20 protein-coding genes, 1 tRNA gene and 1 pseudogene are annotated in these 24621 nt (G+C 66.9%); 11 read left to right on the top strand and 11 right to left on the bottom strand.

Translation table 11 applies throughout. The features are described from left to right. Both AC6R2M_RS01495 and AC6R2M_RS01490 read right to left on the bottom strand, forming a co-directional pair. Nucleotides 1–1236, bottom strand: coding sequence for a multidrug effflux MFS transporter (locus AC6R2M_RS01495; RefSeq protein WP_500484793.1), 1236 nt, complete (start codon nucleotides 1234–1236; stop codon nucleotides 1–3). Nucleotides 1237–1327: 91 nt separating this feature from the next. Further along, nucleotides 1328–1840, bottom strand: coding sequence for a MarR family winged helix-turn-helix transcriptional regulator (locus AC6R2M_RS01490; RefSeq protein WP_500484791.1), 513 nt, complete (start codon nucleotides 1838–1840; stop codon nucleotides 1328–1330). A 147-nt stretch (nucleotides 1841–1987) separates the two neighbouring features. On the opposite strand from AC6R2M_RS01490, the gene AC6R2M_RS01485 reads away from it, so the two are divergent. The 9 genes from AC6R2M_RS01485 (at nucleotide 1988) to AC6R2M_RS01445 (ending at nucleotide 12539) form a co-directional block, all read left to right on the top strand. Then, entirely contained in the window at nucleotides 1988–4036 is a 2049-nt protein-coding gene (locus tag AC6R2M_RS01485; RefSeq protein ID WP_500484789.1) for a M3 family metallopeptidase, read from the top strand. A 90-nt stretch (nucleotides 4037–4126) separates the two neighbouring features. Continuing rightward, complete coding sequence (locus AC6R2M_RS01480; protein ID WP_500484787.1) at nucleotides 4127–5575, top strand: DNA recombination protein RmuC; 1449 nt, start codon at nucleotides 4127–4129, stop codon at nucleotides 5573–5575. A gap of 133 nt (nucleotides 5576–5708) precedes the next feature. Next, nucleotides 5709–5945 carry an HNH endonuclease gene (locus tag AC6R2M_RS01475; protein WP_500484785.1) on the top strand — a complete coding sequence of 79 codons (237 nt, stop codon included), beginning with the start codon at nucleotides 5709–5711 and terminating at the stop codon, nucleotides 5943–5945. Between the two features lie 110 nt (nucleotides 5946–6055). After that, entirely contained in the window at nucleotides 6056–7441 is a 1386-nt protein-coding gene (locus AC6R2M_RS01470; RefSeq protein ID WP_500484783.1) for a GntP family permease, read from the top strand. A 185-nt stretch (nucleotides 7442–7626) separates the two neighbouring features. Next, complete coding sequence (typA, locus tag AC6R2M_RS01465; protein WP_500484781.1) at nucleotides 7627–9456, top strand: translational GTPase TypA; 1830 nt, start codon at nucleotides 7627–7629, stop codon at nucleotides 9454–9456. 317 nt (nucleotides 9457–9773) lie between these two features. Beyond that, nucleotides 9774–10280 carry a GNAT family N-acetyltransferase gene (locus AC6R2M_RS01460; protein ID WP_500484779.1) on the top strand — a complete coding sequence of 169 codons (507 nt, stop codon included), beginning with the start codon at nucleotides 9774–9776 and terminating at the stop codon, nucleotides 10278–10280. Between the two features lie 53 nt (nucleotides 10281–10333). Further along, nucleotides 10334–11386 carry a low-specificity L-threonine aldolase gene (ltaE, locus tag AC6R2M_RS01455; RefSeq protein ID WP_500484778.1) on the top strand — a complete coding sequence of 351 codons (1053 nt, stop codon included), beginning with the start codon at nucleotides 10334–10336 and terminating at the stop codon, nucleotides 11384–11386. 84 nt (nucleotides 11387–11470) lie between these two features. After that, nucleotides 11471–12010, top strand: coding sequence for an inorganic diphosphatase (gene ppa, locus AC6R2M_RS01450; protein ID WP_500484776.1), 540 nt, complete (start codon nucleotides 11471–11473; stop codon nucleotides 12008–12010). Between the two features lie 211 nt (nucleotides 12011–12221). Then, entirely contained in the window at nucleotides 12222–12539 is a 318-nt protein-coding gene (locus AC6R2M_RS01445) for a hypothetical protein (RefSeq protein ID WP_500484775.1), read from the top strand. 52 nt (nucleotides 12540–12591) lie between these two features. On the opposite strand, the gene AC6R2M_RS01440 is transcribed toward AC6R2M_RS01445, so the two are convergent. Beyond that, the gene (locus AC6R2M_RS01440) at nucleotides 12592–12894 is read right to left on the bottom strand and encodes a YggT family protein (protein ID WP_500484773.1); all 303 of its coding nucleotides are present in this window, start codon (nucleotides 12892–12894) and stop codon (nucleotides 12592–12594) included. Nucleotides 12895–13069: 175 nt separating this feature from the next. Here AC6R2M_RS01440 and AC6R2M_RS01435 point away from each other — a divergent pair. Further along, nucleotides 13070–13145 (top strand) — tRNA-Ala (locus AC6R2M_RS01435). A gap of 370 nt (nucleotides 13146–13515) precedes the next feature. On the opposite strand, the gene AC6R2M_RS01430 is transcribed toward AC6R2M_RS01435, so the two are convergent. The 4 genes from AC6R2M_RS01430 to AC6R2M_RS01415 form a co-directional block, all read right to left on the bottom strand. Continuing rightward, nucleotides 13516–15495, bottom strand: a complete 1980-nt coding sequence (locus AC6R2M_RS01430; RefSeq protein ID WP_500484771.1) for a recombinase family protein — start codon at nucleotides 15493–15495, stop codon at nucleotides 13516–13518. Further along, the gene (locus AC6R2M_RS01425; protein ID WP_500484769.1) at nucleotides 15492–16181 is read right to left on the bottom strand and encodes a DUF2924 domain-containing protein; all 690 of its coding nucleotides are present in this window, start codon (nucleotides 16179–16181) and stop codon (nucleotides 15492–15494) included. Before AC6R2M_RS01425 ends, AC6R2M_RS01430 begins: the two co-directional genes overlap by 4 nt. Further along, the gene (locus AC6R2M_RS01420) at nucleotides 16178–16747 is read right to left on the bottom strand and encodes a DUF3489 domain-containing protein (protein ID WP_500484767.1); all 570 of its coding nucleotides are present in this window, start codon (nucleotides 16745–16747) and stop codon (nucleotides 16178–16180) included. The genes AC6R2M_RS01425 and AC6R2M_RS01420 overlap by 4 nt, the downstream gene beginning before the upstream one ends. 972 nt (nucleotides 16748–17719) lie before the next feature. Further along, nucleotides 17720–18598 carry an SDR family oxidoreductase gene (locus AC6R2M_RS01415; protein ID WP_500484765.1) on the bottom strand — a complete coding sequence of 293 codons (879 nt, stop codon included), beginning with the start codon at nucleotides 18596–18598 and terminating at the stop codon, nucleotides 17720–17722. A gap of 100 nt (nucleotides 18599–18698) precedes the next feature. Between AC6R2M_RS01415 and AC6R2M_RS01410 the strand changes: the two genes are divergently transcribed. Continuing rightward, nucleotides 18699–19685: a LysR family transcriptional regulator gene (locus tag AC6R2M_RS01410; RefSeq protein WP_500484763.1), complete on the top strand. Its 987-nt coding sequence runs from the start codon at nucleotides 18699–18701 to the stop codon at nucleotides 19683–19685. Nucleotides 19686–19795: 110 nt separating this feature from the next. On the opposite strand, the pseudogene AC6R2M_RS01405 reads toward AC6R2M_RS01410, so the two are convergent. From AC6R2M_RS01405 to AC6R2M_RS01390, 4 genes and pseudogenes are all read right to left on the bottom strand, one after another. After that, nucleotides 19796–20429, bottom strand: a pseudogene (locus AC6R2M_RS01405) (tyrosine-type recombinase/integrase). Between the two features lie 270 nt (nucleotides 20430–20699). Further along, the gene (locus tag AC6R2M_RS01400; RefSeq protein WP_500484761.1) at nucleotides 20700–22307 is read right to left on the bottom strand and encodes a dipeptide ABC transporter ATP-binding protein; all 1608 of its coding nucleotides are present in this window, start codon (nucleotides 22305–22307) and stop codon (nucleotides 20700–20702) included. Nucleotides 22308–22309: 2 nt separating this feature from the next. Beyond that, complete coding sequence (ggt, locus tag AC6R2M_RS01395; protein WP_500484759.1) at nucleotides 22310–23914, bottom strand: gamma-glutamyltransferase; 1605 nt, start codon at nucleotides 23912–23914, stop codon at nucleotides 22310–22312. Then, nucleotides 23911–24588 (bottom strand): glucosamine-6-phosphate deaminase, encoded by a 678-nt coding sequence (locus AC6R2M_RS01390; RefSeq protein WP_500484757.1) that lies wholly within the window; start codon nucleotides 24586–24588, stop codon nucleotides 23911–23913. Before AC6R2M_RS01390 ends, ggt begins: the two co-directional genes overlap by 4 nt. Nucleotides 24589–24621: the final 33 nt, after the last annotated feature.

The following is a 24621-nucleotide window of genomic DNA, read 5'->3' as shown; positions in this document are numbered from 1 at the left end:
TCACTCCACCCCGTGAATGGGGTCCGGCTCGCTCGGGCGGGCCGGAACGGCCATGACGCGCGTGCGTCTGCGGAAGATCCAATAGGAGACGATGGCCGTCGTTCCGAGCGCGGGGATGACGAGCTGCGTGCCGAGCACGGGGTCGCCGATGGCGGTCGCGACCAGCCCGCCGACGAGACCGGCGCCGATCTGGACGAAGCCCATGGCCGCGGCCGCCGCCCCCGCGATCGTCGGGAAGGGGGCGAGCGAGGCGGTCGTCATCGCCGGCATGACGAAGGCGATGCCGAAGGCATAGAACGCGACCGGAACCATGATCGACGGATAGCTGATCGGCAGGAACGCGATGGACAGCGCCATCAGGACCGAGCCGAGGGCGATGCAGCCGAGGCCTGCCGGGACGAGCGCATAGGCTGAGAAGCGCCGCATCAGGCCCCGCATGACGACCGAGCCGAGAAGGAAGCTGCCCGACTGCGCCAGCATGCCGAGGCCGAACTGCGCCGGCGTCAGTCCCGCGCGGTCGATCAGCAGATACGGCAGCACGGTCGCCAGCGTGTAGAGGGCGCCGACCGAGCCCGCGACCGTCAGCACGCTGGTGACGAAGGTGAGGTTCCCCGCCAGTTGCCGGTAGGAGCGCAGGAGGCTGCCCGGATGGGCGAGCGCCGGGTTGCCGACCGTCGTCTCCCGCATGAAAACGAGGACGATGCCGAGAAGCGCGAGGCCCGCGAAGAGCATGACGACGAAAATCGCGTGCCAGTCCGCGACCGCCAGCGTCAGCCCGCCGATCGTCGGCGCCATGGCCGGAGCGATCGCGAGCATGATGCCGATGGCGTTCATGATGCGCGAGGAGGCTTCCCCGACATACTGGTCGCGCACGATGGCGCGCGAGGTCGCCACGCCGACCGAGGCGCCGATCCCCTGCACGACGCGGGCGGCGACCAGCCATTCGATGGTCGGAGCCAGGACCGCGATGACGGAGCCGACGACGTAGAGGCCGAGGAAGGCCAGCGTCACCGGCTTGCGGCCATAGGCGTCGGACAGGGGGCCGCAGACGAGCTGGGTCAGCGCGAAGCCGGCGAAATAGACGAGAAGCGTGAGGTTCACGACGGCGGGCGTCGTGTCGAAGGCCTCCACCAGCGTCGGCAAGGCCGGCGTGTAGAGCGCCATGGAGACGGGTGCGATCGCGACGAGGAGCGCGCCGAGGAGGCTCGTCCGCCGCTCGGACATCGCGAGAGGCATGAGTGGGGGTCTTTCGGACGCGGCGCGGGCCCGCGCCGATTAGAATGGTCGCCTTACTATAGGACGCCTTCGACGGAACGGAAGGTCTGCGTCAGGCGGGCGCGCGCGCCTCGGAGCCGGCCGACCTGCGCTCGGAGAGGAGGTCGAGCTTGGCGAGAATGCTCGCGTCGTTGGTCAGGTTCGCGCGGATGACGGCCAGCGCCTCGGTCATCGCGTCCACCTGATCCTCCGTCAGGCCCTGCACGGCCTGGAGGTAGACCGTCTCGAACAGCGGATCGAGCTGGCGCATGATCTCCGTCGCCGCCGTCGTGGGGCGCACGATCTTGGCGCGGCGGTCGGACGGATCGACGGACCGTTCGATGAGGCCGCGGGTCTCCAGACGGTCCAGATAGGCCGAGAGAGTCATCGGCTCGACGCCCATCCGGTCGGCCAGGACCGCCTGCCGCGAGCCGTCGAAGCGTATGGCGTGGCCGAGCGCCCGGATTTCGCCCGGCGTCAGTCCTAGTCCGTTCTCGGTCACGCTTCGCTCGAAGAACTGACGGAAGAGACGCGCCGTGTCGGAGAGAAGGAACCCGAGCGCATTTCCGGAGGTCAGATGAGACAAAGGGAACTCCTGGACAGGTGACGAGGCTTCCCGGCCCGCGTCGAAAGGTGAGGCCGTGGCGAGTTTTCCCGTACGGAACGCATTCCAAGACTGGTCTGGGACCCTTATCTAGCGGCCAAAACAAGCGACTGCAAACGGAGCACCCCTTTGACCGCAAATGCCCCCTCGACGGATCTCGCCCGTTTCGCCTTCGACGGCCCCGCCGGACTTCCCGATTTCGCCGCCCTGACGGCGGACGACTTCCGGTCCGGGTTCGACGCGGCGATGCAGGCGCACCGGGACGAGATCCGGAGCATCGCGGACAATCCGCAAGCGCCGACCTTCGCCAACACGATCGGCGCGCTGGAGCGGGCGGGGCAGGATCTGGAGCGCGTGGCCAGCATCTTCTTCGCGCTGGCGGGTGCCAACACGAACGACGACCTGCAGGCCGTGGAGCGCGAGATTTCACCGAAGCTCTCGCGCCATTCCTCGGCCATCTCGCTCGACCCGCAGCTCTTCTCACGGATCGACGAACTCTTCGCGGGACGCGAGGCGCTCGGGCTCGGCGCCGAGGAGGCGCGGCTTCTGGAGCGCACCCATGCCGGCTTCGTGCGGCGCGGCGCCCGCCTGGAAGGCGAGGATCGCGAGCGCCTGACGGAGATCAACGCCCGCCTGTCCGAACTCGGCACGGCCTTCTCCCAGAACGTCCTCTCCGACGAGAAGTCCTTCGTGCTGCCGGTCGAGGAGACCGATCTCGCGGGCCTTCCCGACTTCCTCGTCGCCTCCATGGCGCAGGCGGCGGAGGAGCGCGGGATGAGCGGCCATGTCGTGACCCTCTCGCGCTCGATCGTCGTGCCCTTCCTGACCTACTGCCCGAACCGCGCCCTTCGCGAGCGCGCCTTCTCGGCCTGGACGAAGCGCGGCGAGAACGGCGGCCCGAGCGACAACCGGGCGATCATCAAGGAGACGCTGGCGCTGCGCGCGGAGAAGGCGAGGCTTCTCGGCTTCGCCTCCTTCGCCGCCTACAAGCTCGACGACACGATGGCCAAGACGCCGCAGGCCGTGCGCGATCTTCTGACGACGGTGTGGGAGAAGGCGGTTGAGCGCGCCCGCGCCGATGCCGCCAAGCTCCAGGCGATCGCGCAGGACGAGGGCGAGAACGGCCCCATCGAGCCGCACGACTGGCGCTACTACGCCGAAAAGCGCCGGCGCGCCGAGTTCGACGTCGACGAGGGTGCGGTGAAGTCCTACTTCGCGCTCGACGCCATGATCGAGGCCTCCTTCCACGTCGCGAACCGGCTCTTCGGCCTGTCCTTCGAGCCGATGCCGGAGGCCCGCGCCTGGCATCCCGATGCAAGGGTCTGGCGGGTCCTCGGCCGTGACGGCGCGCAGCGCGGCCTCTTCATCGGCGACTATTTCGCGCGGACCTCGAAGCGCTCGGGCGCCTGGATGAGCGCGCTGCGCTCCCAGCACAAGCTCGACGGCGGGCAGACGCCGATCATCTACAATGTCTGCAACTTCGCCAAGCCGGCGAAGGGCTCGCCCGCCCTTCTCTCCATGGACGACGCGCGCACCCTCTTCCACGAGTTCGGCCACGCGCTCCACGGAATGATGTCCGACGTCACCTGGCCCTCGCTCTCGGGCACGGCCGTGGCGCGCGACTTCGTGGAGCTGCCCTCGCAGCTCTACGAGCACTGGCTCGGCACGCGCGAGGTCCTGTCCAAGCACGCCCGCCACGTGGAGACCGGCGAGGCGCTGCCGCAGGATCTGGCGGACCGGCTTGAGGCCGCGCGCACCTTCGACACCGGCTTCGACACGGTGGAGTTCACCGCCTCCGCGCTCGTCGATCTGGCTCTCCACGAGACCGGCGAGCCGCCGGCCGACCCGATGGCGCGCGAGGCCGAAATCCTCGCCGAGATCGGCATGCCGGCCGAGATCGTGATGCGCCACCGTTCGCCGCACTTCGCCCACGTCTTCTCTGGCGACGGCTATTCGGCGGGCTACTATTCCTACATGTGGTCCGAAGTGCTGGACGCGGACGCCTTCGAAGCCTTCGAGGAGCAGGACGACCCGTTCCATGCCGACACGGCCGAGCGCCTCGGCCGCTACATCTATTCAGCCGGCAATTCGCGCGACCCGGCCGAGCTCTACAAGGCGTTCCGCGGACGCATGCCGACGCCCGACGCGCTCATGCGCAAGCGTGGGCTTGCCGCATAAGGTCTTCGGAAAAGGCCACCCGCCCGGCGGGTGGCCTTTTGTTCCCGTTTCGTTTACGTTCGGTCCCGACTCGCCACGGGGCCGAACGCCATGTCCGATCCGATCTTCCTCCTGTCGATCGCGGCTCTGACGTTCGCCGCGCTCTCGGTGGCCCTCTGCCTTCTGATCCTGAGCCGCCTGACCGCCCTCGGCGGGCCGGATCGGGCCGTTCTCGGCCAGCTCGACGCGCTGGACGATTCGATCGGGCGGGCCGAGCGCGTGCAGCGCGAGGAGTTCAGGATCGCGCGCGAGGAAGCCGGCAACAGCCAGCGCGCGCTGCGCGAGGAGGTCGTGTCCGCCATCACGCGGCTGGCCGACGCCCTCGGCCAGCGGCTGCGCGAAGCGGGCACGGCCCAGCGCCAGCAGCTCGACGAGTTCGCACGCCAGCTCCGCCAGAGCGCCGCCGAGACCGAGCAGCGAGGCAGGCAGGCGCAGGCGGAGTTCGGCGTCCGGTTGAGCGAGATCAACGAAACCAACGCGCGGGCCGGCGAAGCCTTGAAGGCCAGCATGGAGAAGCAGCTCGCCACGCTTCGTCAGGAGAACGAGGCCAAGCTGGAGCAGATGCGCGCCACCGTCGACGAGAAGCTGCAGGGCACGCTGGAGCAGCGGCTCGGCGAGAGCTTCAAGCTCGTCTCCGAACGGCTGGAGGCGGTCCACAAGGGGCTCGGTGAGATGCAGAATCTCGCAACGGGCGTCGGCGATCTCAAGCGCGTCCTCACCAACGTGAAGTCGCGGGGCGGCTGGGGCGAGGTGCAGCTCGGGGCGCTCCTGGAGGACATGCTGACGCGCGACCAGTACGCGACGAACGTCCGCATCCGGCCGGACTCCACCGAGATCGTGGAGTTCGCGGTGCGGCTTCCGGGGCGGTCCGGCGACGACGTTCCCTTCTGGCTGCCGATCGACGCCAAGTTCCCGCACGAGGACTACGACCGGCTTCTGGCCGCACAGGAGGCCGGCATGGCCGAGGAGATCGAGAGGGCGGCGCAGGCGCTCGAGCGCGCCGTGCGGCTGCAGGCGAAGACGATCTGCGAGAAATACGTCCACCCGCCCTATTCGACCGATTTCGCGATCCTGTACCTTCCGACCGAAGGCCTCTTCGCCGAAGTGATCCGCCGGCCGGGTCTGGCGAGCGAGATGCAGTCCAAGCACCGGGTCATGATCCAGGGGCCGACGACGCTGGCCGCGTTGCTGACCAGCCTTCAGATGGGCTTCCGCACCCTCGCGATCGAGAAGCGGTCGAGCGAGGTCTGGCAGGTGCTCGGCGCGGCCAAGAGCGAGTTCCTGAAATACGGCGAGGTTTGGGAGAAGCTCGGCAAGCAGCTCGACACCGCGCGCCGGACCGTGGACGAGGCCGGCAAGCGGACGCGCGCCGTCAGCCGCAGGCTGCGCGACGTCGAGGCGCTGGAGATCGGCCCCGTCGTGCCGGGCGACCTCCTGGCGATCGGCGCGGAGGATGAGGAGACCGACGCAGAGGAGCGCTACGCCGAGGCCGCGCAGTAGAGACGGCATCCGGTCGCTGGCCGAGCGCGGACGCGGGCCCCATCTGGTGCGAATGCCGCGAAGACGCCTCGACCTCCCGGACCCTGCCCCCGCCCCGGCCGCCCCGCCCGCCTGCTGGCTGTGCGGACGGCCCTTGGGCGCGCGGACCGAGTGGCATCATCCGAGGCCGAAGAGCGAGGGCGGGCGCATCACCGTTCCGGTGCACCCTATCTGCCACCGCGCGCTCCATGCGAGTTTCACCAACAAGGAACTCGCCCGGCTGGAGCGCGAGGGCGAGCGCCCCGCCGACCAGCCCGTCCTCCAGCCCTTCCTGCGCTTCGTCGCCCGCAAGGCACCGGACTTTCACGCGCCGACGCGCCGCCGCCGTTAGAGCGCCGCGGATTTTCGCAAGGATCGCCCCGATCCGCCCCGATCCGCCCCGATCCTTCAGGTAGCATCCGCCGAGGGGTGACGAAGACGCTCGGGAGGGGGAAACTCGAAATGGGAATATTCGCGATCGTCCTGTCGCTCGCGGGCCTGATGTTCTTCGCCTATCGCGGCGTGAACGTCCTGGTCCTGGCGCCCTTGATGGCGCTTCTGGCGGTGTTCCTCTCCGAGGGCGGCCCGCTTCTTGCGACCTACACGCAGATCTTCATGCAGAGCCTCGGCAATTACGTCGTGCTCTTCTTTCCCATCTTCATGCTCGGGGCGATTTTCGGAAAGGTCATGGCCGACGGCGGCGCGTCGCTCGCCATCGCCGGCACGATCGTGGCGCGCCTCGGCTCCCACCGGGCGATCCTCGCCGTGGTGCTGGCCTGCGCGATCCTGACCTATGGCGGCGTCTCGCTCTTCGTCGTCGCCTTCGCGGCCTACCCGATCGCCGCCGCGCTCTTCCGCGCCGCGGGCGTGCCGCGCCGCCTGATCGCGGCGTCGATCGTGCTGGGCTCGGCGACCTTCACCATGACCGCCCTGCCGGGCACGCCGTCGATCCAGAACGCCATCCCGACGCGCTTCTTCGGCACCACGACCTTCGCCGCACCGGGCCTCGGGCTCATCGCCGCCCTCATCATGTTCGCGTTCGGAATGGCCTGGCTCGGCTACCGCTCGCGGCGCCTGCGCGCGGCGGGCGAAGGCTATGGCGAGGATCCGGCCGGCGCGCCCGGTATCGACGACCGCAGGGCCCGCCCCCGCTTCGTTCTCGCCATTCTGCCGATCCTGACCGTCATCGGCCTGAACGCGCTCTTCTCGCTCCTCGTCCTCCCCGCCCTCGACCTCTCCTATCTGGCCGAGCAGGCCTACGGCTCGATCGATCCCTCGACCGTGATCGGAACCTGGGCGCTGATCGTCGCCCTCGTGATCGCCATCGCCGTCGCCTTCGCCACGCAGTGGCGCTTCATTGAGCGTCCGAAGGAGACGTTGAACGAAGGCGCCTTCGGGGCGCTGCGACCGATCTTCAACACCGCGAGCGAGGTCGCCTACGGCGCCGTCATCGCCTCGCTCGCCGCCTTCGCCGTCATCCGGGACGCAGTTCTGGGGATCGCGCCCGAACATCCCACCATCTCGCTCGCCGTCGCGGTCAACACGCTGGCGGGCATCACCGGCTCCTCCTCCGGCGGGCTGTCGATCGCACTCGGCACGCTCGGCTCGACCTATCTGGAGCGTGCGGAGGCGGCGGGCATCAGCCCGGATCTCCTGCACCGCATCGCCACCGTCTCGTCCGGCGGCTTCGACACCCTGCCCCATTCGGGCGCGGTCGTCTCGCTGCTCACGATCACCGCCCTCACGCACCGCCAGTCCTATTTCGACATCGCCATGGTCAGCCTCCTCGTTCCGTTCCTGGCGGGCGTCGTCATCAACATCCTCGGGATGCTCTTCGGGTCGTTCTGACGGGCACCCTTTCGCAGCTGCGAAGTCTGCGGTATAAGGCCGCCAATCTTTGATCTCGCGTGGACGGCCCCTTCGCCTTCGAGGGGGTCTTTTTCCACGCGCGCCATCATTCCCGCCGGCGGAACGGGCCGGCCCAAATTCCCGCGGGCGCACGAGAAGCGCCGGCCAACTCCGCAAGGCCAGACATGAAGCTGCGCAATATCGCGATCATCGCCCACGTCGACCACGGCAAGACGACCCTCGTCGACAAGCTCCTCGCCCAGTCCGGCTCGTTCCGCGAGAACCAGCGCACCGAAGAGCGCGCCATGGACTCCAACGACCTGGAAAAGGAGCGCGGCATCACGATCCTCGCCAAGGCGACCTCGGTCGAGTGGAAGGACACGCGCATCAACATCGTCGACACGCCGGGCCACGCCGATTTCGGCGGCGAGGTCGAGCGCATCCTGAACATGGTGGACGGCGCGGTCATCCTGGTGGACGCATCAGAAGGGCCGATGCCGCAGACCAAGTTCGTCCTGTCCAAGGCGCTGAAGGTCGGTCTCAAGCCGATCGTGGCGATCAACAAGATCGACCGCCCGGACGAGCGCCATCAGGAGGTCCTGAACGAGATCTTCGACCTCTTCGTCAATCTTGACGCGACCGAGGAGCAGCTCGACTTCCCGGTGCTCTACGGCTCGGGCCGCGGCGGCTGGATGGCCGAGGCGCCCGAGGGCCCGCAGGACAAGGGTCTGGAGCCGCTCTTCGACCTGATCCTGAAGCACGTTCCCGAGCCGGACACCGCCGGCAAGGACGAGCCCTTCAAGATGATCGGGACGATCCTGGAGGCCAATCCCTTCCTCGGCCGCCTCATCACCGGGCGCATCCAGTCGGGCTCGCTGAAGCCCAATCAGCCCGTCAAGGTGCTGCACGCCGACGGCAAGACGCTCGAGACCGGCCGCGTCACCAAGATCCTCGCCTTCCGGGGCCTGGAGCGCACGCCACTCGAATACGCCGAGGCGGGCGACATCGTCGCCATCGCGGGCCTTTCCAAGGGCACGGTCGCCGACACCTTCTGCGACCCGCAGGTCACCGAGCCGCTGGTCGCCCAGCCGATCGACCCGCCCACCGTCACCATGTCCTTCATCGTCAACGACAGCCCGCTCGCGGGCACCGAGGGCGACAAGGTCACGAGCCGCGTCATCCGCGACCGCCTGTTCAAGGAGGCCGAGGGCAACGTCGCGCTGAAGATCGAGGAGTCCGAGGACAAGGATTCCTACTTCGTCTCGGGCCGCGGCGAACTGCAGCTCGCCGTCCTCATCGAGACCATGCGCCGCGAGGGCTTCGAGCTCGGCGTTTCGCGTCCGCGCGTCGTGATGCAGAAGGACGAGACGACCGGCGAGACGCTGGAGCCGATCGAAGAGGTCGTCATCGACGTCGACGAGGAGCATTCGGGCGTCGTCGTCCAGAAGATGAGCGAGCGCAAGGGCGAGATGGTCGAGCTGCGCCCCTCGGGCGGCGGTCGCCAGCGCCTGGTCTTCCACGCGCCGACGCGCGGCCTGATCGGCTACCAGTCGGAGCTTCTGACCGACACGCGCGGCACGGCGATCATGAACCGCCTGTTCCACTCCTACCAGCCGTTCAAGGGGCAGCTGGCGGGCCGCAACAACGGCGTCCTGATCTCCATGGAGGACGGCGAGTCGGTCGCCTACGCCATGTTCAACCTGGAAGACCGCGGTCCGATGATCATCGATCCGGGCGTGAAGGTCTATGCCGGCATGATCATCGGCATCCACACGCGCGACAACGACCTCGAGGTCAACGTGCTGAAGGGCAAGAAGCTCACCAACATGCGCGCGTCCGGCAAGGACGAGGCGGTGAAGCTGACGCCGCCGATCCGCATGACGCTCGACCGCGCGCTCTCCTGGATCCAGGACGACGAGCTGGTCGAGGTGACGCCGAAGACGATCCGGCTTCGCAAGCTCTATCTCGATCCGCACGAGCGCAAGCGCTTCGAGAAGTCCCGCAAGGCGGCGTAATCTAAAATCGCTTCCAAAGGCCCTTCCGCGACGAGTTCGCGGGAGGGCCTTTTCGCAGAGGCGGCCATCCGGGGCTCCGAGAGCGCCGTGCGTCCGATCGGACGCACAGAGGTCGCTCTATCTCCTTGAATCTGCGCATCAGGCTTTCCGAACATCGGTTCCGATCTTCGGGCCGGTGCTGTAGCTGGGGAAATCGCGCCCGCGGGCTTCTCCGCCCGCCTCCCCCATGGTCCAACCGGGGGAATGCACGCACCCTCCGCCCGACGCGATTTGCCCGCCACTCGGGATCGAATTGCCCCCGCAGAAGTTGAGCCGTCATGACGACGGTTCTCGCCGAGACTCGCCCTGCCCGCTCGGCCGACGCCGAGGGCCTGGCCGCGCTCCATGAGGCGAGCTGGCGGGAGGCCTATCGCGGCCTCATCCCCCATCGGGCGCTGAACGCGATGATCGAGCGGCGCGGGCCGGACTGGTGGCGGCGGGCGATCGACGCGAGTTCCGCGATCCTCGTCCTGCACTACGGAGACGCGCTGGCGGGCTACGCGACCATCGGCCGGAACCGGACGGCGGCGCTGCGGGCCGACGGCGAGATCTACGAGCTCTATCTCCAGCCGGAGTTCCAGGGGATCGGCTTCGGCCGGCTGCTCTTCGACGAGGCGCGTGCCGCCCTCGCCTCGCACCGGTTCGAGGGCCTCGTCGTCTGGGCGCTGGAGGACAACGAGCGCGCCATGGGCTTCTATGCTGCGATGGGCGGCACCGACGTGGCCTCCGGCGCGGAGGCCTTCGACGGCAAGCGGCTTTCCAAGGTCGCCTTCCTGTGGTCTTGAAGGGCCGCCGGCGCGACCGGCAGGCCCGCAACAGACCCTGAGGCCCAGAGCCGATGACCCGCCCCGCAAACGCCCCGATCGATCTGCGCTCCGACACCGTCACCCGGCCGACCGCCGCGATGATGGCGGCGATGGCCGCCGCCCCCGTCGGCGACGACGTCTATGGCGAGGACCCGACGGTCGCGCGCCTCGAAGCGGTCATCGCCGAGCGCACGGGCAAGGAGGCCGGGCTCTTCTTCCCCTCGGGCACGCAGAGCAATCTCGCGGGCCTGATGGCCCATTGCGGGAGGGGCGACGAATATCTCTGCGGGCAGAACGCCCACACCTACAAATACGAGGGCGGCGGCGCGGCCGTTCTCGGCTCCATCCAGCCGCAGCCCGTGGAGCACGCGCCCGACGGCTCGCTGCCGATCGAAAAGCTGAAGGCGGCGTTGAAACCGAAGGATTTCCACTTCGCGCGCACGCGCCTTCTGGCGCTGGAGAACACCCATGGCGGGCTCGTGCTGTCCGCGGCCTATGTCGAGGAGGCGGCCGCCTTCGCGCGCGACGCCGGCCTCGGCGTCCATCTCGACGGGGCGCGCGCCTTCAACGCCGCCGTGGCCGACGACGTCTCGATCGAGGCGATCGCCAAGCCCTTCGACACGGTCTCGCTGTGCTTCTCCAAGGGCCTCGGCGCCCCGGTCGGCTCGGCCCTGGTCGGCCCGCGCGACCTGATCGAGACCGCGCGGCGCTGGCGCAAGGTGCTGGGCGGCGGCATGCGGCAGGCGGGGCTCCTCGCCGCGGCCTGTCTTCACGCTCTCGATCACCATGTCGAGCGGCTGGCCGAGGACCACACCAAGGCCGAGCGGCTGGAGGCGGGCCTTCGCGGCGTCGAGGGCATGAGGTGCATCGGCGGCGGCACCAACATCCGCTTCTTCGACGTCGCGCCGCGCGACTGGGCCCCGCTCGCCGACCATCTGAAGGCGGACGGGATCGTCACCTCCGTCGGGCAGCGCACGCGCTTCGTCACCCATCTGGATCTAAGCGAAGCGGACGTCGATCGCGTCGTCGCCAGCGTCTCGCGCTATTTCGACGGGGCGTCGGCCGAGGCGAGCCGGGCGGCCTGACGGGCCTGCCCTCCCCGCGAGTTGCCTCCGACCGCGCCAGAAGCTAATCAGCCGCCACCTTCATCCAACCACCGAGGACCATCCATGCGCATCGACGCCATCCCGCGCGGCAAGAACGTGCCCGAGGACATCAACGTCATCGTCGAGGTGCCGGTCGGCGGCGTGCCGACCAAGTACGAGATGGACAAGGAATCCGGCGCGCTCTTCGTCGACCGCTTCCTCTTCACCCCGATGGTCTATCCGGGCAATTACGGCTTCGTGCCGCACACGCTCTCGGACGACGGCGACCCGATCGACGTCCTGATCGCGATCGACCGGCCGCTGGTGCCGGGCTGCGTCGTCAACGTGCGCCCGATCGGCGTCCTCGTGATGGAGGACGACGGCGGACAGGACGAAAAGGTGATCGCGGTCCCCTCGCGCAAGATGAGCTCGCAGTTCGACAAGATCGAGAGCTACGAGGACCTGCCCGAGATCACCTGCAAGCAGATCGAGCACTTCTTCGAGCACTACAAGGATCTGGAGCCCGGCAAGTGGGTGAAGATCGGCTCCTGGGGCGGCGTCGACAAGGCCAAGACCCTGATCTCGGAAGCCGTCGAGCGCTACGAGGCGCAGAAGAACGGCTGATCGTTCGCGGCTCGACCGGCTTTGCGATCAGGCCGGGCTCGTCGTCGGACGGGCCCGGCCTTTTCATGTCCTTCGGCTGGAACGGGAAGAGCGGTCGGTAGCCGGCTCTTCACAAGACAATCTGCCTCACCCCGTCCGGGTGCGCGCTCGACGTTCTGGCTTCACGATCGCGGCATCGGCCGCGCGAACCAAGCCGGAAGGACCAAGAACGATGGCAGCCCGTTTCACCAAGCTCCAGAACGCCCTGTCGAAGGGGCTGAAGACGATGACGGCGAAGGCCGCGATCGAGCAGATCGACTATTGGGAGGAACAGCTCGCGGACGTCGACATCTCGGGCGCCAAGGGCATCCATGCCGACCTGAAGTCGCTGAAGACCAAGCTCTCGGCCGACGAGATCGACGAGGCGGCCGTGAAGAAGCTTCTGTCCGAGCTCGGCGGCAAGACCGCGCGCATCGCCGGGCGCGTGGAGGACGAGAAGCTGGGACAGACGCTGAAGGACGTCGGCGACGGCCTCGAGAAATCGGCCTGAGAGCGGGGAGCGTCGGCGTCGAGCCCGCGCCGGCGCTCCGGTCGTCCAGGCGTCAGATGCCGGCGCTGCGCACCGCTGGCACGATGTAGAGCACGATGAAGCTCTGCAGGAAGATGATGCCCAGAAGCACGACCAGCGGCGAGAGATCGATGCCGCCCATATTGGGCAGGACGTTCCGGATCGGCCGGTAGATGGGCTCGGTCACGCGGTAGAGGAACTCGCCGATCGTGCCCACGAACTGGTTGCGCGGATTCACGATGTTGAAGGCGAAGAGCCAGGAGAGCACCGCCGAGGCGATGATGATCCACCACAGGATGTTCAGCGCGACCAGCACGACTTGGATGAGAGCCAGCATCGGTTTTTCGGTTGTCCTCGGGCTGGGATCGGAGTCGGCATCCGGGACGGAGGCCGACGGCGATCAAAAGGGCAGGCCGCATGTAGCCGGGACGGACGCGCTTCGCAAGAAAGGGCAGGCTCGGGCCGCTTGACAGAGCGGCGGCGCGGGGCCTAGAAGCGCTCCACCGGTGGACGGGGCTGTAGCTCAGTTGGGAGAGCGCGTCGTTCGCAATGACGAGGTCAGCGGTTCGATCCCGCTCAGCTCCACCATTCACCGTTGTAGCTTTCCGTACATTCAGAGACGTGGGGAATAGACACGTCTTTTCCGCGGGTTAGTGCGGTTCATGCGTTGCCATGTGGGTGGCCGCCACCGTCGAGACGCCGAGTTCTGCGGTTTTGCCCGCCCCGTCTCTGTCGCCGCTTTTCAAAATCCAGTTCGCGCCTTTTCGGACGGTCCCGCGATCCGAGTTCCGCAGGCGCGGATGCGACGACTGTCTCAGCTCCTAAAGAAGAGCGCTTCCGAAGACTTTGGAGGATCGCCTACATCGGGATAGCGCGCGCATCGGTGATGAACCGCTGAGGCCCGGCGAGATTTCGAGCGGTAATTTCCGCCGATCGAAGGATCGCAGGACCGAGGGGATCAAAACCCGAGTTCGTCGCTCTGCTGCGTCCAAGCCAGAGGGAGATCGGTCTGCCGGGTCATCCGGATGACCGACAGGTCGCTCGGCTGGCGTCCGGTCAGGATCGCATCGGTGATGCGTGGCGACAGGAAGGCGAGCGGCAGGATGCGTCCGACGTCCTCCGCGCGCGTGCCATAGCGCTGAGCCACCTGCCGTCGATCCAGTCCCTCGGCGGTCGTCGCACGAAGGTAGAGATGGGCGCGGGCGATCATCTCGATCAGCGGCCGGTCGGGACGCGCGGATGCAGCCTCCTGCCCTACGATCACCAGACGCCGCTCGAAGCCGCGCCGCCGTATCGACAGCGGCAGGCTGATCGTGTGCAAGTTCGATGTGTCAGCCGCCGACGGCGTCTTCGCCTTCGGTCCATCGAGATCGATGTCGGAAGGGGAAGCTCGATCATCGCCCGCAGCTCGATCCGCCAGCGATCCGGTTTCCGGGACCGCTTTCGAATTGAGAGACCGAGCGGCTTTGCCAGCCCGTATCGAAGCGGGCCGCGATCCGTCGGATGCAAGCAGAAGCCCGATGAGCCCCCGTCGATCAACGCTCAGTTCGACGCTGGTCGAAGAGACTGTGACGCGGTCAATCATCGCCGCTAGCAACCGGCGCAGGCGATCGGTCGCCTTCGCGTCGGAGAGTTCGTCACGCAGTTGCGTCGCCCGGCGCAGCGCCACTTCGACCGACCCGTCCTGTCTCGCTGTCTCCAGCCATCGCGTCAAAAGGGCAGAATCGCCCAGAAGCCTGCATAGCTCGCTGATCACCAAGATCTCGATCTCGTGCGCGGGAAGGCGCAGGCCGGAGCTGCGGTCTGCATCGGTGGTCTTCAGGAGAGCCTTCGAGACGTAGTACCGGTAGCGCTTGCCACCCTTTGTCGCGTGGGTCGGCCGGCAGGGATCGCCGGCCCCGTCGATGATCAGGCCGGCGAGAAGATGGACGTCCGGCTGCGAGCTCGAGCCGCGCGGGCGCTGCGTCTGTTCGGTCAGCTTCGCCTGCACGGCATTGAAGAGGTCCTGCGTCACGATCGCATCATGCTCGCCGGCATGAAGCGTCTCGCCGTGCCGCACACGACCGACATAGATCGGGTTGGACAGGATGTAGTACAGCTTGCCGCTGCCGATCCGTACGGAGGGCCGCCGCCGTCCCTGTCCCGTATCGGCGGTGAGGAGGAGCGCCGCGGTCGTGCCTGCATCCAGTGCCTGATGGACATCGCTAACCCCGGAGGAAGCGACATCTCGGCCCCTTGCCGCCTCATCCCCTGACGACAGCTGGTCCGCAGCAGTCAGCGGCGTTATCGTGCGTCGATCGCGTTCCGCGTTCAGCTCGGCGGCAAGCCTCGGTACCGATCCCAGCTGGAGATAGCGCTCGAACAGATGACGCACGGCGATGGCCGCCTTCGGCTCGATGACGAGCTTACGATCCACAGCCCGGTAGCCCAGCGGCACGGTCCCGCCCATCCACATACCCTTGCGCTTCGACGCCGCGATCTTGTCGCGAATGCGCTCGGCCGTGACCTCGCGCTCGAACTGGGCGAAAGACAGAAGCACGTTCAGCGTCAGCCGGCCCATGGATGTCGTCGTATTGAACTGCTGGGTGACCGAGACGAACGACACCTTCGCCCGGTCGAAGATCTCGACCATACGGGCGAAGTCCATCAGCGAGCGCGTCAGCCGGTCGATCTTGTAGACGACGATGACGTCCACCCGGCCCTGCCGGACTTCGTCGAGCAGACGCTGCAGCGCCGGCCGCTCCATCGTGCCGCCGGAGAGACCGCCGTCGTCGTAGCGGTCCTTTACGAGCCGCCAGCCGAGCCCGGCCTGCGAAGCGATGTAGGCCTCGCAAGCCTCACGCTGGGCATCCAGCGAGCTGAAGGCTTGGTCGAGGCCTTCCTCGTGCGATTTGCGGGTGTAGACCGCACAGCGCAGCTTGGTGCTCCGCTCGCTCATAGGCCGAAGAACCTCGGACCGGACCAATGTGCTCCGGTGATCGCCTTGGCGATGGAAGAGAGCGATCGGTGAACCCGTCCGTCGTAGAGGTATCCGCCCTCCACGACGTCTACGGCATGCGTCTCCCCGTTCCAGTCACGCAGCAGCCGGGCGCCGGGCAAGATCGTCCGGCGCTCGGCGGGGAGCCGCAGCGGTGCCGGGGCAGGCTGATCGACCGGCAGTATCTGTGCGGTCTGCGCGATCGGGCTTCTCGGAGCGTCGTTGATGGCATCACCCGGATCGATGACGGTTGCCTCTGCGGCCGGGAAGTCATGCTCATTGAGTAAGACCAAGTCGGTCATCATTCCCTGGCCAGCGGCGAGCGGGGCGACCAGAACTGAAGACGGCGAGAGCGGGCCGCCGACCGCGGACGCCTTAACGATCTTCTCGTCTGCCTCCGGTCCGACCTTGAAGGCAGCGACCTTCGCCATCTCGCGCTTCAGGCGGCGCTTGGCCTCCCGCGACAGATCCCCGAGCCGTTTCGTCTGCAGATGCCATGCCGCTGACGCGACTAGTAGCTCGCGCCGCGTGCCCCGCGTCGGCGGCCGCCCATAGGCGGCCCTCCAGCGTTCGACCAACACCTCTCTCGGTGCTTCAGTCAGATCAGCAAGCTCCTGCGCGAGCCGATCCGCTCGCGCGATTGTCATGCCCCAGCTCCGGAGACGCGATAGCGGCGCACCCCATCTTTGCCGACCTCGCTGGCCAAGGTTAGCCCCAGCTTCTTGCGCACCGTGCCGGACAGGAAGCCGCGTACCGAATGAGCCTGCCAGCCTGTATCCTTCATGATCACCGCCAGCGTCGTCCCCCGCGGCGCCTGCAGCTTCTTCAGGACTTGCGCGGTCTTCGTTGCGGTGCTGGCGACCGTCGCAGTCGACGACCGCGACGAAGCGGAAGCCACGGCGCCGGTCTTCCGTTCCGGAGCAGCAGCGAGCGTTTCGCTCCTCGGCTCTTCCTTCCGCTGCGACGAGGCGGCCGCGTTAATCAGGCCGATGCCGACAGCTGCGGAGCCCTTCGAACCGTCTGCCGCCGCTACGTCCGGCGCTCCGCGAGGCGTATCCGGCTTGGCCCCTCCGGCCCCACCAATTGCCTCCTCGACGCCTCCTTCCAGGCGCGCGATCGTTGCCGTCTCGCCGGCCGGTACGATCGGCGCAGCAATGCGCTTCGATCCCTTCCCGCGGTTCGTAGTCTTCGTGCTCGTGTTCTGCATCTTCATGAACATGCTCCTTTCCTCGGCTCGGCGCGCGTCCGGCGCCGGTACCGAGGAAAGCCCGCGTCCGGGCCGGGTATGTCGAGGAAGTCGGCCCTATCTGAGCCCGACCTCACTCATGCTTGGTGTTAGGCTGAAGTCCAGCGACGTTCTGAGATGTTTCGACGTCGAGGTGCGAGCCTTGCTCCTCGGCAAGACTGGGTCGAAAGGAGACCGACAGCCTTGTCGCAGAAATCGGAAAGCTGCCTTTCAGCTTTCGACCCGTCATTGCTATTAGCGCCCGTAGTGGATCTTATCCGAACGCGGACATTGGCTCCGCAGGGGCTATAGCCGAGCAATGATGGTTCCTCTCATTTGCCAACGGTCATTCCTGCGCCGGTCGACGCAATTGCGCGTGGAAAGCTCCGACGTCGTATTGCACCTATTCTTCGATCAGGCGGCCGTCGGGCGCGTAGCGGAAAATGTTGATGGGACGGTACTCGACGTTCCGGCTGTTCGGCTGAAGCGGGCCATCCGGCACCCCGCGAAGGGGCGCGTGAACCGCCCGGCGAAGCGGGTGCGGCAGGCAAGGTACTGCGTGCCGTCCAAGACCATCGCCTGGCGCGTCACGGAGAACTCGTCGAAAGCGTCACGGCACAATGCGAAGTAGTTCCATAAGGCTTCACGGTCGAGCTCGGCACCTCCGGGCCCATGGGAACCGGAACTTCGGATGAAAGAAGGCTTCAAACGCAGCCCTATTCTCGCGTGCGATGCCGTCCTCGCCGATCCGGATTAAGGCGCGCGCACGATGCGAAAGCGTCGTATCGTCGGCAGACGAGTTCGTCTCGTCGGTGCGGCCGAGGGGGAAGTCCTCTCCCCCTACCGTTCCCCCTTGCTGCCTCGCGAGTGCGCTAGGACCGAGCGTCAGGGCTACGCCCGCTGCCAAGGAGGCCGCGATGAATGACCGTCGATGGTGAGCGGTGTTCGGGTTCCTCATGATCATGCACCCTTCGCTTCGGCGCCAGCGTCTCTATGGCCGAGGTCTGGTGCAGCGTCGCAGGCATAGGCGGCATCCCTCTGCCCGACCAAAAGCTCAAGGCGTGCCCGCGCCTCGCGGTTGACGTTCTCCCAAGCCGTGCTGCCCATCGGCATGCGGAGTGGCATCTCCAGGGCTTCGGCGAGCGCGACGATCGCCTCTGCGATCAGCACCGGGTCGCCGTAGGTCATCGTGAAGCCGCCGGTCTCCAACGCGTCTCGCAGGCCATGCACCGGACTCGCGGCGTAGTCGGCCAGCGGCTGTCCCATGTCGATTCCGGCCAGGAAGCCGGTGCCCGTCGGGCCGGGCTCCACCAACGCCATCTCGACGCCGAAGGGGGCGACCTCCTGGCGCACGGTCTCGATGAAGCCCTCCTGGCCCCATTTGCTCGCATGGTAGGTCGAGAAGCCGGGATAGGTGGTCCGCCCGCCCTCCGACGACACCTGGATGACGCGCCCGCCGCCCTGCCGGCGCAGGTGTGGCAAAATCGCGCGAATGAAGAGGACGGTGCCAACAAGATTGGTCTCAATCTGCCGCCGGATCTGCGCAGGCGACAGTTCCTCGATCGCCCCGAACGTGCCGTAGCCAGCGTTGCTGACCACCACGTCGATCCGGCCGAGTTCGGCGAAGGCCCGCGTTACGGCGTCGTGGATCGTCGCCTCGTCGGTGAGATCGAGGCGCAGCCGGACGAGCCGGTCATTGTGTCCGCCGGTGTCGATCACGTCGAGCGTCTCGGGACGCCGCGCGAGTGCCGCGACCCGGTCGCCCCGCTCGACGAGTGCCTGCGTCATCAGCTTGCCGAAGCCGGAGTTCGCGCCTGTGATAAGCCATGTCTTGGCCATGGGAGGATCCTTATGTCCGTGAACCGTTCCCCATCTGGCTGTTCGCCCCTTCGGCTGGAATGACGTGGCGGCCCATCGGCTTGTTCGATATACGCCACCAATGACCGAACCGACGATCAAGGAATGGCGGATCGTTCTAACGATCCGGGAAAGCGGCAGCTTCCGTGCTGCCAGCCGCCGGCTCGACATGGCGCCCTCCACGCTCAGCCATCTCGTCACCGGGCTCGAACGCAAGCTCGGCCGCCGCCTCTTCAACCGCACCACCAGAAGCGTCGGCCTGACGCCAGAGGGCGAAGCGTTGCTGGCTCGCATCGCGCCGCTCTTGGCTGAGCTCGACGAAGCAATTGCCCCGCGCGGGTCGGACGAGGCCATCGAAGGCGACTTGCGGATCAACGTTCCGCTGTCGGCGGGCTCCTACCTTCTGGCGAAGATCGTTCCCGACTTCGCCGCCCGCCATCCAGGCATCAGACTTGACCTGCGGCACGAAGAGCGCCTCGTCGACATCGTCGCGGAAGGGTGCGACGCGGGCGTGCGCCTAGAGAGGACGGTGTCGCCGGATATGATCGGCGTTCCCTTCGGCGAACGACTGCGCTTCCTGCCTGTAGCCTCACCGTCTTACCTGGCACAGCGCGGCACGCCGACCCACCCCAGCGGCTTGATAGAGCATCGCTGCATCCGCACACGGATGCCACGCGGCGAACGCTACGCGTGGGAGTTTGCGCGCGGGGGAGAGAAACTGGCCCTCGACGTGCCCGGCAGCCTGACGCTCGACCGAATGGCGCTGATGATCGAGGCTGCTGCCCAAGGTCTCGGAATCGCGTTCGTGCTTGAACAACTGGTCGAGGCGCAGATCGCCGATGGTACGCTCGTACCGCTGCTGCTCGAGTGGTGCCCAGCGGACGAGCGGTACATGCTCTACTATCCGGGACGCCGCCACGTCCCTTCGCCGCTCCGAGCGTTCGTCGACCACCTCAAAAGAGCGGACATCCAGATCAGGGCCGGCCAACCGAATGAAATAGGACTGCACGATCCGCCGCAACCTTTCGAAGGGCGGGCGGTACGCACCAATGACAGCTTCCAGCGCTAACCTTCTCCAACGCGGACCGACCACTTTCCACCCAGTCCGGCTATCAGAACGGCCGCGGCGGCGTCTCGCAAGCGGCCGTTCCGTGCAAATCTACTGCGATCTCGGAATCCTTAAACTTCGGTGCTTTCGGCGAGCGTCAGCGCATCCTCGACATCAACGCCGAGGTAGCGCACCGTGCTCTCTATTTTGGTGTGGCCGAGGAGGATCTGGACGGCACGGAGGTTGCCGGTCGCCTTATAGATGATCGAGGCCTTAGTCCGTCGAAGCGAATGTGTCCCGTAGTCTTCCTTCCTCAGGCCGGCCGCCGTGACCCACTCATCAACGAGGCGGGCATACTGCCGCGTACTGAGATGTGTCGTCTGATCGATGCGGCTCGGGAAAGCGTAGTCGTCGACCGTGCCGCCGCGACGCTCCAGCCAAGCGAAGAAGGCTCGCCCGTGCTGCCTCCATGAGCTCGAACTGCACGGGCTTCTTCGTCTTGCGCTGAATGACGATTGCGCGGGCACGAACGCATCCGCCGGACACGAGATCGCCGATCTTCACCTTCACCACGTCACAGCCTCTCAGCTTGCTGTCGATGGCCAGATCGAAAAGAGCACGATCACGCAGCCGGCCTTCATGGTCTAGCCAAAACCGAATGGCCCAGACCTGCGAGGGCTTCAGCGCCCGCTTGGCACCGACGGTGCGGCCGGCATTCCATGCCTTTGTTGTACTCGTTACCGGGTCGAATGATGAGCGTCCCATTGTCGTTCTCCCTCGGCCAGGATGGCCGAGGGAGAGAGTGTCGGCTCATGACGAAGCTTGAGGAACGTTCGCGTGCGTGGGACGAAAGGGCCGAAAGGAGACCGTCCGCATTCGGGGGCACGAACGCTGAAGCGGCCGTGCCCTATAGGGCTTGAGCCGGCGACTGTCGTGTAGACTGCCGGTTCATTTCGAGTTTATCTCAAGTGTACTGAGTAGCGCTCAAAATGTGTGAGATTTACGGCAAGTTCCAGCTGCTATTTCGCGTGCGGTCTACAAGCGTGCGGCTCCTGGTATCGAAGTGAGCAAGGTGCGCGTATACTCGTGCCTAGGGTTGTGAAAAATTTCCGCCGTCGGCGCCATTTCTACAATCTCGCCACGGCGCATCACCGCGAGCCGGTCGCAGACCTGCGCTGCCACGTGCAGGTCATGGGTAATGAACAGCATTGCGAGGTTTAGCCGCGTCTTCAGTTCCGCCAGCTGCTTCAGCACTTGCGCCTGCACCGTTACGTCGAGCGCCGAGACCGCCTCGTCAGCTATCAGCACTTCGGGGTCGAGGGCGAGAGCGCGGGCGATGCCGATCCGCTGACGTTGACCGCCGGAGAACTCATGCGGCAGCCGTATCGCGGCGTCCGGCGAAAGGCCGACCATCTCCAGAAGCTCGCGAGCCCGCTGCAGGGCCTCTCGCCGCGTGGCGCCACGCGCCATCGGCCCGTCTGCGATCGACAGGCCCACCGGGCGGCGTGGGTTGAGCGAGGCGAACGGGTCCTGAAAGACCATCTGGATGCGGCTGCGACCTCTGCGCAGCGCTTCCCCGGTCATCTGCGAGAAGGATTGCCCGGCAAGCACGATGCTGCCGCTGTCCGGTTCGGTGATCCGCGTCACGAGCTTGGCGATGCTCGACTTGCCCGAGCCGGATTCACCGACAAGCCCAAGGGTCTCGCCGCGCGCGATCGAAAAGCTGACATCGTCGACGGCGACTACCTCGCGCACCGATCCGGTAAGGCCCGAGCGCGTGCGGTAGGTCTTGCGCAGCTTCGTGACTTCGAGCGCGGGTTGCTGGGCTTGATTTTCGCCGGCGATCTTTGGCTTGCCTGTCGGCACGGCGGCGAGAAGCGCCTTTGTGTATTCGTGCCGCGGAGCGCGCAGCACTTCGTCGACGCTCCCTTGCTCGACCACGACGCCGCGCTGCAGCACGAGCACTCGATCGGCGATGTCGGCGACAACGCCAAAATCGTGGGTGATGAACATGACGGCGGTGCCGCGCCGCTGCTGGATCTCACGGATGAGCTTCAGCACCTGCGCCTGCGTGGTAACATCGAGAGCGGTCGTCGGCTCGTCGGCAATGATGAGTTCCGGCTCCAGCGCGAGCGCCATGGCGATCATCGCGCGCTGCCGCTGGCCGCCCGAAAGCTGGTGGGGGTAGGCTTCGAGCAGCTTCACCGGGTCGGGCAGATGCACCTCCCGGGCCAGATCGAGCGCGCGGGCCCGCCTCTCGGCAGGTTTCAGGAGGCCATGCGCCTCGAACATCTCCGTGATCTGGTCGCCGACGCGCATCGACGGGTTGAGCGCGGTCATCGGCTCCTGGAAGATAATCGAGATCTTCGCCCCGCGAACCGCGCGCATCTGGCGCTGGCTCGCCTTGAGAAGATCCTGCCCGTCATGCAGCGCCTCGCCCGACGCGATGCCGATGGCCTTCGGCAGAAGGCCCATTAGGGCTTGCGCGCACAGCGACTTGCCCGAACCGGACTCGCCGACGATGCATACGATCTCGTTGGCGTCGAGGTCGAGGTTCATCTCCTGGAGGGCGAATTGCCGGTCCGCCCCCTTAGGCAGGCGCAGACTGAGATTGCGGATCGAGACGATCGTGCGCTTGTCCATGATTAATAGCCCAGCGCCATGCCGTCTTTGCGATGGTCCGACGCTCCCCAGAGCAGTCTGCGCTCGCGGTCGATCCAGATGGCCTGGCAGCCGCCGAGAGGCTCCTCGGCCCAGCGCGTCTTGTGGCCGCGTTGTTCGAGATCCATCCGCACCTCGTCAGGGATCGTTGGCTCCAGCGAGATCGCGCCCTCGGTGAAGAATGAGCGCGGCTGATCGCTGGCCATCTGGACGTCGAGGCCGTGATCAACGATCTGAGACAGGATGTGGACGTGCCCAACGGCCTGATACTGCCCGCCCATCACACCGAAGGACATGACGGGCCGCCCCTCGCGCAGGACCATGGCCGGGATGATGGTGTGGAACGGCAGCTTGCGCGGGCCGATCGCATTCGCGTGGCCGGGCTCCAGCGAGAAGCCGGCGCCCCGGTTCTGCAGGAGAACGCCGGCCCGGGGGGCGTAGATGCCGCTGCCGAAGGCAAAGAAGATCGAGTTGATCAACGAGATCGCGTTGCCGTCCGCATCGACGACGCTGACATAGACCGTGTCGCGGTGGACGGGGACGTCGAACCGCTCCACGGGGCTGGCCCGTCGCGGATCGATCCGCGCGCGCAAGGCATCGATGAACGCGTCCGAAAGGAGTTCGTCCACGGTGTACCGCATGTGCTCCGGATCAGCGAAATACAGGTCGCGCTGGCGATAGGCCGCCTTCGTGGCCTCTGCGAAGAGATGGATGCGGTCGGCTCGCGATAGGTCGGCGGAGGCGAGGTCGAAGCCGTCCAGGATGCGCGCCATCACCAGCGCGGCGAGCCCCTGTCCGTTCGGCGGGCACTCGACGAGGTCGTAGCCCCGGTAGGAGGCTGCGATCGGGGCGGTCTCGAACGCCGTGTAGGAGGCAAAGTCCTCCAGCGTGTGAAGGCCGTCGAGCACCCGCAGCGTGTCGACCATGTCCTGCGCGACCGCACCTTCGTAGAAGGCGCCGCGCCCCTCTACGGCGATCCGCTCCAGGGTGGCGGCAAGCTCCGGGTTGTCGAGACGGTCGCCGATGCGCGGTGGCAGACCGCCGGGCAGGAATTGCTTGACGGACGCGGGGTAGGAGCGCAGGCGATCCGCATATCGTTCCCAGTCGCTCGCGACCCGCGGCGTGATGATGAAACCTTCGCGCGCCGCGTCGATGGCGGGCTGCAGGGCGGTCGCAAGGCCCAGTCGGCCGTAACGGTCGCTCAACTGGCACCAGGCATCGACCGCGCCCGGAACCGTGACGGCGTGCACCGAGCCGTCCGGGATCGCGTCGAGGCCGAGAGCGGCAAAATGGCCGGGCGTCGCGGCGGCGGGCGCCCGCCCCGATCCGTTCATCGCCACGGGCGCCTGCCCCGCCGCGCAGTAGAGCGCGAAGCAGTCGCCGCCGATGCCCGTCATGTGCGGATCGACGACGCCCTGAAGCGCTGCCGCCGCGAGCGCCGCGTCGACGGCGTTGCCGCCGGCCTCCAGTATTGCCAGTCCCGCCCGCGTCGCCTGCGGGTGCGACGTCGCGATCATCGCTTGCCCCGCCAGCGCGACCGAGCGGCCTGGGCGCATGAAATCCCGTTCGACGATGGTCTGGCCGATCATGAGGGCTCCTCGATCAAGGCGGCGGCGGCACTGTCGCAGATCACGGTGACGTCGTCGTGCGTCTGCAGGTAGGAGGCCGGGCAATCGGCCGAGACGGGGCCCCGGAAGGCGCGCCGGAGGATTTCGGCCTTAGCGCTCCCGGTCGCCAGAAGAACGATCGCTTCGGCGTCGAGGATCGTGGCGATCCCCATCGTCACCGCATGCCGCGGGACAGCGGCCCCGGCGGGAAAATCGATTGCGTTCGCCGCGCGCGTCGATTCGGTCAGCGGCACGACGCGCGTGCGGGTCGTCGGTTCGGCGCCAGGCTCATTGAAGCCGATATGGCCGTTGCGACCGATGCCCAGCAACTGGAGGCCGATGCCGTGATGCTGCCGGATCAGCGTCTCGAATGCGGCGGGATCGGCCTCGTCGGGCAGATGAAAGCCGCCTGCCGGCACATCGACATGGTCGAAGAGATTGCGGCGCATGTAGCTCGCAAAACTGGACGGATCTGCGGACTGCAGGCCGCAATATTCATCGAGGTTGAAGCTCTGGCAGCGCGACAGGCTCAGCGCACCTTCGGAATGCAGCGAACGCAGTCGCGCATAGACAGGAAGCATCGTGCGACCGGTCGCAAGGCCCAGCCGCGGGTTCCGAGCCCCGCAAACGTAATCACGAAGGAACGAGGCGGTCATTCCTGCGGCGTCCTCCAGCGTATCGCAGCGAAC

It is taken from the genome of Aureimonas sp. CAS, assembly GCF_059838215.1.
The sequence above is the reverse complement of the archived record's forward strand: the minus strand, read 5'-3'. Positions and strand labels throughout refer to the sequence as shown.